The following is a 12,699-nucleotide window of genomic DNA, read 5'->3' on the forward strand; positions in this document are numbered from 1 at the left end:
AAGACGCAGTGGTTGAGTGGGCTCTACTACGCTGATTTCATCAGCTTTTACAGCCCTACTCAACTGTGCGGAGGTGGGACGACGAAATCGAATTCTAACGAATTACCGATTTCTGTCCCACTCTCTTTTGCTTTATTTACTTTCTTTTCAGTGTGCGATTTCTGGTTTGACAAAGAGTCGCTCGTCACCAAGATCAATAAGGGATACTGGTGCTTCATAAAATTGGCTTAGGACATGGGGAGTTAGGATCTTTTCCTTTGGTCCTTGCTCGACCACTTGGCCATGTTTGAGTAAGAGGACATGGGTCATGTCTGTTGTAATTTCCTCGGCATGGTGGGTGACGTAGATCATGGTAGGTGCGTGATCCAGTTGTTTGATATGATGGATCTGACGGAGGAGCTTTTCTCTGGCAAAGAGATCCAATCCACTAGAAGCTTCGTCAAAAATGATCAGATCTGGCTGGTCCATGAGGCTTCGTGCAATGAGAACGGTCTGCTTTTCTCCCTGGGAGAGCTCCCGGTATTTGCGACCGATCAAAGAGCTAGCTCCAATTGAAGTTAGCATATCCCGTGCCCAGTTTAGTTCTTCCTCCCCGTAAGCAGCATATAAGATACTACTCTTGTATTGACCAGTTAGGACAATTTGTTCTGTCAAAAGATGTTCTGGCAGTCTTTCTGAAATAAAGGAGCTAACGATCCCAATACGCTTACGTAACTCAGGAATACCCCCTTCTCCAAAGCGGGTTCCAAGGACCGTTACCTGGCCAGAACTAGCCCAGTATTCAGACATGAGAAGTTTGAGGAGGGTCGATTTTCCTGCCCCATTGAGGCCTAAAATGGCCCAACATTCATTTTCTTTCACTTGCCAATTAATCTCTTTTAAAAGGGCTTTTCCATTGCGGATCAAATTGACGTCTTGTAGTTCAATCAAATTATTCATAACTTCATCCTTTTGATTAAAATCTCCTTTATTCTATCATAAAATATGGTAGAATAGAAAACAGGAGGTAAGGAATGTTTCGAAATAGTAAATTGTTATTCTGGACATGTGAGATCTTATTATTGACGGTGATTTTCTATATTTGGAAATCAATGGGGACTTTAATTTCTCCATTTGTATCTGTTCTGAATACCATCCTCTTACCATTTTTAATTGCAGGTTTTTTATATTACATTACCAATCCGATTGTTGAATTGTTGGAAAAACATTTAAAAATCAAGCGTGTGTTTGGAATTTTGATCACCTTAGTCCTCTTGTTTGGGATCATTGGCTTAGGGATCTTTTATCTGCTCCCTATCTTGATCAATCAGTTAACCAGCTTGATCAATTCGACTCAAGGACTTTACTGGGAAGTTCAAAGTTTGGTTCGAAAACTCTCGACCAATCCTTTGTTCCAGAATGTGAATATCCAGTCGACGATTCAGCAGTTGAATCTCTCTTATATGGATATCCTACAAAATCTCTTGAATAGTGTGACCAACAGTTTAGGAAGTGTGGTTAACACCATTGTCAATACGGTCTTTATTTTGATCATGACCCCCGTCTTCTTGGTTTATTTCTTGGTCGATGGGAAGAAGTTATTACCGATGTTGGAGCGGACCATTTTACGCAATGACAAACTCCACATTTCAAGCCTCTTGATTAGTTTGAATGAAACGGTCTCTCGCTATATTAGTGGGATTTCGATCGATGCCTTTATCATTGGAACCCTAGCCTACATTGGCTATAGTTTTATTGGATTGAAGTACGCTTTGGTCTTTGCCATTTTTTCTGGATTGGCCAATCTCATTCCATATGTAGGACCAACCATCGGGTTGATTCCGATGATCATCACCTATGCCTTCACAGATATGGATATGATGATCAAAGCAGTCATTTACATGTTGATTATCCAGCAGATTGATGGGAATATTCTTTATCCGCGTATCGTTGGAGGCGTGATGAAGGTTCACCCGATTACCATTATGGTTCTCTTATTGCTCTCAAGTAATATCTACGGCATTATCGGGATGGTCGTTGCGATTCCAGTTTATTCGATTGGAAAAGAAATTGTAAAATTCTTGGTGAATCTTTATGATAACCACCGTGCTGCTAAGGAGCAGAAGAAAAAAGAAGAATTTGGTATCATTAATAAATCATAGACTCTAGCGCCTATATGGGCCTTGGAGTCTTTTTTGTACAGTTTTTTGAAAAAATGCTGGAAAAAAGTCAACAAGTGCTATGAAATGTGTTAAAATATAAGTGATTTTGAAAGAAAATATGAAAAGGTAGGAAAAGATGAGACTGCTCTTATCGAAAAAACAGAGACGCCAATTGCAATTATTGGAAATCTTGATTAAGGAAAAAAGATGGTTCCACTTGAAAGAGTTGGCCAAGCGTTTGGATTGTACAGAACGTTCGTTAAAAGAAGATTTGTCTAATCTTCGTAGTACATTTGATGACTTTTTAATTGAATCGTCCACCAATGGGATCAAGATCAGTTATGAGGATTCGGTTGGACTAGAAGTGATCTATCATCACTTTTTTAAAGAATCACAAGCCTTCGCCTTGATTGAATATCTTTTCTTCAACAAGGATGTTTCCAATGAATATATTTGCAGAAAGTTTGACCTGAGTTACCAGTCTTTCTACCGCTTGATTCGGACGATTAATCAGAAGCTTCAAACCAAATACAATGTAAAGATTGATTTGAAACCCTTGAACCTTGTCGGAGATGAGATTGACGTTCGTTTCTTCTATGCCCAGTATTTTGCAGAGCGTTATTACTATATGGAATGGCCTTTCCCAGAATTTAAGGAAGAGGCTGTGACCGATTTGATCACCTTCTTCTTCAAGCTCTATGGCTATCCATTGACCTTCTCTGTACTCAGGTCTTATAAAGTTCTCTTGACAGTCTACTTGTCACGGATTAAGCAAGGTTACTTCATCGACATGCCAACGAACTATGATGTGTATAAGGATCAGTATCAAGGAGTGACCAATGTCGAGGAGATGTTGCGCTACTTTAGCTTGCAGTTGGGTGTCGAGTTGAATGAAAAAGTGCTGGAGCAGTTCTTCATCATCTTCATTCAAGAAAATTTCTATTTCAGTCCAGAAAGCTTGATAGAAGCTGCAGAAACAGATCCTTATGCCAAAGAATCAACGACGCTCATCAGAGATATGTTCAAGGATCTATGCTATACCTATGATTTAGACATTGAAAATCTTGATGAGATGTTGATGCATGTCCATAACACGTCTCATCTCGATCGGAAGGAATTATTCTCTGAGTTTCTCTTATTTGATACCAAGACCAATACCAACGAAGATTTCATGAGCATCTTCCCAGCCTTCTATGATGATTTGAAGGAGCATATCATCACTTATATGAAGACCATGAAGCATGATCTAAATGATGAGATCATCAAGCACATGATCTACACGGTCTACACTCACTGGGAACGTCTATTACCGCAGTTATTGCGCCGTCGGAAGTCTATTAAGGTCTTGATTATCAGTCGTTTTGACGATCACCATGCCAAATCCATGATCGATTTTCTAGATTTCTACTGTACGGATAACTTTGAATTTACGCAGATGATCAAGTACAATCTAACAGTGGATGATATCGAAGCTTCGGATGCAGATGTGGTGGTAGCCAACTTTATGATGCCTGAATTAAAGAAAAAACCATTTATTTGTACAAGTAGTCTCTCATCGCTTGAGCTGGTTGAAAAACTCAATGCCTTCTTTTATGATTTTACCAGTGCAGAACACTAAAGACAAAGTCTTCTTAGAAACTTTCCTTAGGTGAGTACGGACGTCAGCGAACTTCTACGAAGTTCCATGACTAATTAAGATACAAAGGGCGTTCGCGGATAAAGTCAAAATAGGAAGTTTGACGCAGAATCTTTAGATTCTAGGAAAACTTATCTTTTTGACACGATCCGTAGCCCGTGTTCAATTCGTTTTGGACCCCTTCGCTTTTTAATTTTTTAGGCTCAGGCTAAAACAGTTTCCCAAACTGTTTTACTCCCAAAACTCCCGAGTGCTAGAAACAATCGTGTTTCTAGCACTTTTCTCACAGCGGTAAGTTTCAGTGTAGGTTTGAATGAAACGATTATATATTTTGTTTTAAGTTTTCAGCGTCACTTAGATTATTTTATGTGAAAAAACAATATGTTTACATTCTAAAATCAGGACTTGTTCCTGATTTTTTGATGGTAAAAAAAGAAAATTTTATAGAAGAATGCAGGCTCTCCTATTTTGTGGTATAATATACAATATTATATACTGGAGGAAATTATCCATGGAAGACCCTGGCAGTCAGGAAATTTTACTGGAATTTATTTTATTGATTGTTTTGACATTGTTGAATGCCTTTTTCTCGGCGACTGAAATGTCAATGGTATCGTTGAATCGCTCTCGTGTAGAGCAAAAGGCTGAAGAAGGAGATAAAAAATACATTCGTCTTCTTAGCGTATTGGAGCAACCGAACCATTTCTTATCCACTATTCAGGTGGGGATCACCTTGATTACCATCTTATCTGGGGCGAGTCTTGCGGATAGCCTTGGACATGTCATTGCTGGATGTATGGGCAATACTAAAACGGCTCTTGCAACTGGAAGCTTTTTATCTCTAGCATTTTTGACTTATATTTCGATCGTGTTTGGCGAACTCTATCCGAAACGAATCGCTATGAACTTGAAAGATGAGTTGGCTGTTCGAACAGCTCCGATTGTGATTCTATTAGGAAAAATTGTCAGCCCCTTTGTTTGGTTGCTTTCAGCATCGACCAACCTTTTGAGCCGTATCACGCCAATGGAATTCGATGATCCGGATGAAAAGATGACGCGGGATGAAATCGCGTATATGCTGACCAATAGTGAGGCAACACTAGATGCGGACGAGATTGAGATGCTTCAAGGGGTCTTTTCATTAGATGAAATGGTAGCGCGTGAAGTCATGGTGCCACGGACAGATGCCTTCATGGTTGATATCAATGATGATACTAAAGAAATCATTGAAAGTATCCTTAAGCAAAACTTTTCACGGATTCCTGTCTATGATGATGACAAGGACAATGTCATCGGGCTTATCCATACCAAACGTTTGTTGAATGAGGGATTTGTTAATGGATTTGACAATATCGTCCTAAGAAAGATTTTACAAGAACCTTTGTTTGTTCCGGAAACAATTTTCGTCGATGACCTTTTAAAGGAACTGCGTAATACGCAAAAGCAAATGGCCATCCTGCTCGATGAATACGGTGGGATGTCTGGCTTGGTGACGCTAGAAGACCTCTTGGAAGAAATCGTCGGTGAAATTGACGATGAGACGGACAAAGCAGAAATTAATGTCTTTGAAATTGCGGACAATACCTATGTCGTACAAGGAGCCATGTCACTAAATGACTTTAACGAATATTTTGATGTTGAGTTGCAAAGTGATGATGTGGATACCATTGCAGGGTATTATCTGACAGAAGTTGGGCGAATTCCAACCTTGAAAGAGCGACTCAGCTGTGAAGTCGATAGTCAAAAGAAACACCTCATTTTGACAAATGACAAAGTAAAAAATGGTCGTGTGACGAAGGTGAAAGTTGAAATTTCTGAAATCGTCGAGGAAGATGAAGAAACCAAATCAAAAGAAGATTAGAAAATAGAGGCCGGACGTGTTCCAGCCTCTGTTTTTTTCTTGTCAGGGCTAGTTGAATTTTCAAAAAATTTCAAAAATTTCTGAAATAGTCTTGACAGCCAAAAAAAATTAAGGTAAGATATTACCCATAAATAAAGAAAGCAGAAAATAAACATGAAGCAACAAGCCATTTCAACTCAAAAATTTTACTTTAGCTACTTTAGATAGTGTTTGTAGACATGATCTCATGGATGCAAACAACCCAAGCAATTTGTTTGTATCTATGTGGCTAAGATTTTTGATGATGGTCCATAGAGCTAGTATCTAAATGGACCGAGGTTTTGTAACTTGTTGGAGAATTTCAAGCATCCGTTTAGAGAATGATCTAAGCGGATTTTTTGTTTATTTGCAGAAAAGGAGTCAAAAAATGAAAGTAGTGAAGAAATTACTAGCACCTGTCCTGGTTGTAGGACTTCTGTTAACCTCATTGGTGACCTTACACCATCTGAAGGATGCTAAAAAAGACAATGTCTTTCGGATTGGGATTTCCCAGTACATCACCCATAAGTCGCTCGATGCAACACGTAAAGGCTTTATCGATGAGTTGAAGAAAGAGGGCTATGTGGATGGGAAAAATATCCAGATTGATTTCCAAAATGCTCAAGGGGAGCAACGAAATCTGAAAAACATTTCCAAACAATTGGCGGAAGAAAGTGATCTAGTCTTTGCGATTGCAACACCGTCAGCTCAAAGTTTGGCCAATACGACGAAAACAACGCCGGTTGTCTTCTCAGCTGTGACCGACCCATTGGCAGCGAAACTGGTGAAAAACTTGAAGGAACCTGGTGGCAATATCACAGGGACAAGTGACCAGTCAGACGATGCGATCTCTACACAGGTAGACATGATTAAGCAAGTACTTCCAACGGCGAAAACAGTTGGGATCCTCTATACGCAAAGTGAGCCTAACTCAGTTGTCCAAAAAGACAATGCGAAGAAGATCCTAGAAGCTAAAGGCTATCAAGTGGTTGAAAAAACCATCCTCGATAGTAACAATGTGAAAGCTGCAGCAGACAGTATCATGTCAGAAGCAGATATCGTCTTTGTTCCGACAGACAATATTATCTCTTCTACAATGGACACTGTTAAACAGGTATCTATCAGCCATAAGGTGCCCGTTTTTGGTGGATCTGCTGAAATGGTAGCTACTGGTGGCTTGTACAACTTCGGTACCGATTATGAGGAATTGGGAAGACAAGCTGCTCGGATGGCTATTCGCATCATGAAGGGTGAGAAACCAGGGAAAGTCGCAGTTGAAACACCTGAAAAATTAGAATTGCATACCAATAAAGAGATGGCGAAAGAGCTTGGAATTGATATTAGCTCGTTGAAGGTAGAAAAATAGGAGGTTTGAGATGAATTTCGTTTTATCAAGTTTATCAGAAGGTTTATTGTGGTCGATCATGGCGATCGGTGTTTACTTAACATTTCGAATTTTAGATATTGCCGACATGACGGCAGAGGGAGCCTTTCCACTTGGGGCAGCAGTTGTAGCCTCCCAAATTCAAGCAGGAAGAAACCCTTGGCTTGCAACTTTGATGGGCTTCCTAGCAGGAATGATCGCAGGATTGGTTTCTGGGATTCTCCATACAAAAATGAAAATTCCAGCCCTCTTGACAGGGATTGTCACTTTGACCGGTCTCTACTCTATCAATATTAAAATCATGGGGGGAGTACCCAACCTCTCTATTGGCGATGCCAGTACCATTTTCAAAAGTGTCATGAAATTGGGCTTGTCCAATGAAGAAGCTGTCTTTTTGATTAGTATTTCGTGCTTGATCATCGTCTGTATCTTATTGACCCTCTTAATGAAGACACAACTTGGCTTGGTTTTGCGCTCGACTGGTGATAACATTCCAATGAGTGAGGCAAATGGGGTCAATGTAGATAACATGAAGATGTTGGGCTACATGATTTCCAATGGCTTGATTGCCCTTTGTGGAGCCATGTTTGCACAAAATGATGGTTTCTCAGATGTGACTTCTGGTACAGGGACGATCGTTGTTGGCTTGAGTGCGGTGATTATCGCTGAAGTTTTGATCCACGAATTGACCATTGGTTGGCGCTTGCTTTCCATCGGGGTTGGAGCTATTGTTTACCGTCTGATTATCTTAAATATTTACGAGATCCCAAATCTCGATCAAAATATGGTTCGTCTCTTCAATGCGATCTTGCTCGCGATTGTCTTGTTCGCTCCTGAGGCGCAAAAACGTCTTCGTGTTCGTGGATTGAAGTTAGGAAATAAGTAGGAGAAAAGTATGGCAACATTATTATCAATTGAAGGCATTCATAAGACATTTGAAGCAGGAACAGTCAATGAAAACCATGTCTTAAAAGGCTTGGATCTCCAAGTAGAAGAAGGAGACTTCATTTCGGTTATCGGTGGAAATGGAGCTGGGAAATCAACCTTGATGAACATCTTGGCAGGAAACCTAGTCGTGGATGAAGGGGATATCTTGCTAGAAGGTAACTCCATCAAAAATACGAGTGTTCGTAAGCGTGCGAAAGATATTGCGCGTGTCTTCCAAGATCCTAAAATGGGGACAGCTTCCCGTTTGACCATTGAAGAAAATATGGCCATTGCCCAACGTCGGGGGAAATCTCGTGGTTTGAGCTGGGGAGTTCGGGAGAAAGATCGCGAATTATTCCGTGAAGCCTTGAAGGAATTAAATATTGGTTTAGAGAACCGCCTCAAAGTCGATACCCAATATTTGTCTGGTGGGCAACGTCAAGCTTTGACCTTGGTCATGGCAGCCTTGGTCAAACCCAAACTCTTGCTTCTGGATGAACATACAGCAGCGCTCGATCCTAAGACTAGTGAAATGGTCATGGAATTGACACAAAAGATCGTGGAAAGCCATGATTTGACAACCTTGATGATTACGCATGATATGAACCATGCAATTGAATACGGCAACCGCTTGATCATGCTCTACCAAGGCAAGATCGTTGTCGACGTCAAAGGAGAAGAAAAGAAAAACCTAACGGTTGAAGATTTGATGCGCCTCTTCCAACAAAACAGTGGTGAAACCCTGGTTAGTGATGAATTAGTATTAGGATAAAATGAGAGTGGGACAGAAATCGGTAATTCGTTAGAATTCGATTTCGTCGTCCCACCTCCGCACAGTTGAGTAGGGCTGTAAAAGCTGATGAAATCAGCGTAGAGAGCCCACTCAACCACTGCGTCTTGCTCGACACTCCAAAAACAATTGAGAGGCTAGGACTTTTGTCCCAGCCTCCTTTATTTCCTCCGCTCTGCATAGTCGACAAAATGAAACTTGTCTAATTTGTGTCGACTTTCGGTGAATTGGAATTGGCGTCCGTCTGCTAGGTGAACTTGGGAACGGACAGTTACCACGTGTTTGTCTTTTCCAAGATCCAGTAAGATTTTGTCACGATTATCGATTGGTGAAATCAAGATTTCTTTTTTGGCATAGCCAATCTGCAATTTCAAGTCTTCTTCTATATATTGGTAGATAGAGTGCTGGGCAATTTCCTTGGTCAGGCCAGGGATCAGCTCTCTGTCTAGGTAATCAATATCTAAGACAGAAGCGACACCATCCACCACCCGTTGCCGGGTTACTTTCCAAACCAAACGGTGAAGAGGGAAACCTGTCTTTTTAGCTCCTTTTTCATCGATACTGATTTGTTCCAAACGAATGACATTGGTTTCTGAGCGAAGACCAGAAGCTTTGACGATTTCTTGATAGCTGGTTAATTGGGAAACGGGGAAGTCAAAGTGTGCTTGCCTACAAATTTGCGACCCCATCCCTTGAACAGTCTCGATAAAGCCTTCTTCCTGCAAGAGCTCAAACGTCTCTATCATACTTGGGGCAAGGAAATGAGTGAACGAGGTGGTTGGAGTGCCCTCTTCTGGAATAACCATGACCAACCTCGTGCTTTGAATCGCTTTGTGGATATCCAGAACTTCCGTAATGAAGGAGCGACCATGCTGGCCGCTAGCATTCACTTGTCACGTGGAACTCCGTATATCTACATGGGTGAAGAGATCGGCATGATTGATCCAGACTATGATTCGATGGCAGATTATGTGGATGTTGAGTCTATCAATGCTTACCAGATGCTCTTGGATCAAGGTAAGTCACCTGAGCAAGCCTTTAAGATTATTCAAGCCAAATCACGTGATAATTCTCGTACGCCCATGCAATGGGATGCTTCTCTAAATGCCGGTTTTTCAACAGGCACACCATGGTTGAAAGTTGGGAAGTCCTATAAAGACATCAATGTTGAAAAGGAAATGGATGGACCAATCTTTACCTTCTATAAAGAATTGATTAGCTTGCGTAAAGAAATGCCCATCATTTCAGAAGGCAGCTATCAGCCAGCACTGGAAGATAGTCAAGAAGTCTATGCCTTTGAACGCCACTTAGATGGTCAAAAGCTCTTGGTACTCAATCATTTCTATGGAAGTGAAGTCGAAGTAGCGATTCCAAAAGACTACCAAGCAGGGCGCGTGCTCTTGTCCAACTATGAGAATGTAGAGCTTGCTGAAAAGATAATTCTGAAACCATATCAGACACTGGCGATTTTAGTTTAAGTATTTCACACTTCGATCCTTTTGGGTCGAAGTGTTTTTCTTTTTGAAAAATATTTTTGAAAGCGCTTGAAAATGCAAAGTCATTCCCTTATAATAAAAGAGGAAAACTTTTTAGGGATGGAGAAACGCATGAGAAAAAACGGTAAAAAGATTCGCCTACTGGGAGTAGCCACCTTATTGGCTAGTCAGTTGGGGGTCTTTAGCAGTGCCCTCACTGTAGTTGCAGACGAGACCACAGCTTCGACTTCAGAGCCAGCGCTTGTGACGAACACTAGCAGCGAGGAAAGCTCGACAAATAGTTCGACTTCTGCTACAACAACAACTACAGAAGCTACGACGAGAGCTTCGAGTGATAAAGAAGAGACATCTAGCAGTTCCTCAGACGATACTGAGGAGAAAACGGTTAAGATCGGGGACATTCAAGGGGAATCACAACGCTCTCCACTGGAAGGCCAAAAGGTAGCTATCAAAAATGCAGTGGTGACGAAAACAGACCGCTATGGTTTTTATGCCCAAGATATTGAATCGGATGGCAATAGTCGGACCTCTGATGGGATTTATGTAGTTTCTAAATACAAGGTCAAGGTCGGTGACAAGGTGAAAATCACTGGTACCGTCAAGGAAGGCTATATGGAAGAGGTTACCTTGGGAGCTGGGAAAACCTTTAAGGAACCAACGAATAGTTTAACGGTGACCATGCTGGTCGATGCTTGGATCACAAAAGATGGGACAGCCCCTCTTCCAGAAGCTGTGAATATCACTGAGGGCATGCCAGCAGATGTGAAGCCTAATCCGACTGCTTATGCTCCAGAAACTGATGCTCTCGATTATTGGGAAAGCCTGGAAGGAATGCTCACGGTGGTGAAGAAACCGCATGTCCTTGGTCCCCAGTACAAAGGAGATATCTATGTCTTGGGAGAAGATTTTACTGGCCTTCCTTTAAACAATATTGGAGGTCTGAATCTACGGCCACATGCGCAAAATACAGCGACGATCCCGATTTATGTTGGGAATCAATTTGTCGCAAAAGCCAAGGATTACTTTACAGAAGACGTAACAGGAGTGGTAACGTATCGGAATAGCTTTTATAAGTTAGAACCTACTCAACAGTTGACAGTCCAAGATGGTGGTTTGCAGCGTCAAGCAGCTCAAACCCAACCAAGTGAGGACAAGCTGACCATCGCTTCCTACAATATTGAAAATTTCTCGGCCAACAATGCCAAAAATGAAACCCCAGAGGATAAGGTGACGCTGATTGCCAATTCCTTTATCCATGAAATTCACAATCCAGACATCATTACTTTGATCGAAGTGCAGGACAATAATGGTAGTGTGGATGACGGAACGACCAGTGGTGTTGAAAGTGGACGCAAACTAGCCAATCGGATCAAGGAATTGGGTGGCAAGAGCTATGAGTATACGGAGGTTGCTCCAGTAGATGGCGCTGACGGAGGAAAGCCTGGTTCCAATATTCGTTTGGGAATCCTCTACAATCCAGAACGCGTAACCTTAGCCAAAAAAGAGGCAGCAACTAGCAACGAGGCAGCGCAATTTGACAAGGGACACCTGGTTAAAAATCCAGCTCGGATTGCCCCTAATGACCCATCGTTTGATCATACTCGCAAGTCCTTAGCTGTTGAATTTGAATTCAAAGGTCAACCAGTTGTGGTGATTGCCAATCACTTGAAATCAAAAATCGGAGATGATGCTATTTATGGGGCAAGCCAACCAGCAGTGGAACATACCTTGCCAACTCGTGAAGCACAAGCTAGTGTCATCCATCAATTCGTTCAAGAAGGCTTGAAGCAAAATCCGAAGACCACCTTTGTTTTGACGGGTGATTTTAATGACTACGATTTCTCAACCACGGCGCAGATCCTTGCTGGCAACGAACTAACAAACTTAATGGCCCAACATGATGCAGGCGATCGCTATTCTTATTTCTACCGTGGAAGCAATCAGGTTTTGGATAACATTTTTATCTCAAACAACATGGCAGCTAAAGCAAGGTTTGAACCAGTCCATATCAATGCTTCCTTTATGAAGGAACACGGTCGTGCATCAGACCATGATCCTGTCTTGGTCCAAATCGACTTTAGTGGAGCACAAACTCCAGGAACGCCGACGGATGATCAACAAGGAAATACAGTCCAAGCAACGGATCAAAACAGCCCTTCCTCATCGAATACAGGATCTCAACTAGTCCCTCATCAGGCCCAAGCTAATGAACAAAAGAGTTCAACATCTGAAAGCAAAGAGAAGGGCAAGAACGAAGATGAGAAGCAAGACGACAAGGAAGAGGCAACAACAGAAACCAAGACACCAGGCAAGCGGAAAATCCTTCCATCAACTGGACAAGAAACAAGCTATCTAGCTCTTTTTGGAGTGGCAATAGCTACGATGAGTCTTGTCTGGTATAAGAAGAAAAAGACTTACTAACGTTTTCAAAAGAAAGATCTAAAAA

9 protein-coding genes and 1 pseudogene are annotated in these 12,699 nt (G+C 41.5%); 8 read left to right on the top strand and 2 right to left on the bottom strand.

Going from position 1 to position 12,699, the window contains the following annotated elements:
• Nucleotides 1-147: 147 nt before the first annotated feature.
• Nucleotides 148-939 carry an ABC transporter ATP-binding protein gene (locus ABVF55_RS03760; RefSeq protein ID WP_024054785.1) on the bottom strand — a complete coding sequence of 264 codons (792 nt, stop codon included), beginning with the start codon at nucleotides 937-939 and terminating at the stop codon, nucleotides 148-150.
• 74 nt (nucleotides 940-1,013) lie between these two features.
• On the opposite strand from ABVF55_RS03760, the gene ABVF55_RS03765 reads away from it, so the two are divergent.
• From ABVF55_RS03765 to ABVF55_RS03790, 6 genes are all read left to right on the top strand, one after another.
• The gene (locus ABVF55_RS03765) at nucleotides 1,014-2,141 is read left to right on the top strand and encodes an AI-2E family transporter (RefSeq protein ID WP_003008322.1); all 1,128 of its coding nucleotides are present in this window, start codon (nucleotides 1,014-1,016) and stop codon (nucleotides 2,139-2,141) included.
• A gap of 136 nt (nucleotides 2,142-2,277) precedes the next feature.
• Nucleotides 2,278-3,759 (top strand): M protein trans-acting positive regulator PRD domain-containing protein, encoded by a 1,482-nt coding sequence (locus ABVF55_RS03770; RefSeq protein WP_371608557.1) that lies wholly within the window; start codon nucleotides 2,278-2,280, stop codon nucleotides 3,757-3,759.
• Between the two features lie 529 nt (nucleotides 3,760-4,288).
• Nucleotides 4,289-5,638, top strand: a complete 1,350-nt coding sequence (locus ABVF55_RS03775; protein WP_445285553.1) for a hemolysin family protein — start codon at nucleotides 4,289-4,291, stop codon at nucleotides 5,636-5,638.
• Between the two features lie 406 nt (nucleotides 5,639-6,044).
• Entirely contained in the window at nucleotides 6,045-7,022 is a 978-nt protein-coding gene (locus tag ABVF55_RS03780; RefSeq protein WP_151190831.1) for an ABC transporter substrate-binding protein, read from the top strand.
• A gap of 10 nt (nucleotides 7,023-7,032) precedes the next feature.
• A complete protein-coding gene (locus ABVF55_RS03785; RefSeq protein ID WP_155126668.1) occupies nucleotides 7,033-7,926 on the top strand; it encodes an ABC transporter permease in 894 nt (297 codons plus the stop codon).
• Nucleotides 7,927-7,935: 9 nt separating this feature from the next.
• The gene (locus ABVF55_RS03790; protein WP_003005034.1) at nucleotides 7,936-8,739 is read left to right on the top strand and encodes an ABC transporter ATP-binding protein; all 804 of its coding nucleotides are present in this window, start codon (nucleotides 7,936-7,938) and stop codon (nucleotides 8,737-8,739) included.
• 179 nt (nucleotides 8,740-8,918) lie between these two features.
• Here the strand turns inward: ABVF55_RS03790 and treR are convergent, their stop codons facing one another.
• Complete coding sequence (treR, locus tag ABVF55_RS03795; protein WP_445285554.1) at nucleotides 8,919-9,563, bottom strand: trehalose operon repressor; 645 nt, start codon at nucleotides 9,561-9,563, stop codon at nucleotides 8,919-8,921.
• Here treR and ABVF55_RS03800 point away from each other — a divergent pair.
• Nucleotides 9,471-10,235 (top strand): annotated as a pseudogene (locus ABVF55_RS03800) (alpha-amylase family glycosyl hydrolase); the annotation flags it as partial. The gene treR and the pseudogene ABVF55_RS03800 sit on opposite strands and share 93 nt — an antisense overlap.
• Before the next feature lie 129 nt (nucleotides 10,236-10,364).
• Nucleotides 10,365-12,674, top strand: a complete 2,310-nt coding sequence (locus tag ABVF55_RS03805) for an endonuclease/exonuclease/phosphatase family protein (protein ID WP_445285555.1) — start codon at nucleotides 10,365-10,367, stop codon at nucleotides 12,672-12,674.
• Nucleotides 12,675-12,699: the final 25 nt, after the last annotated feature.

The organism is Streptococcus sp. KHUD_012 (assembly GCF_052588255.1).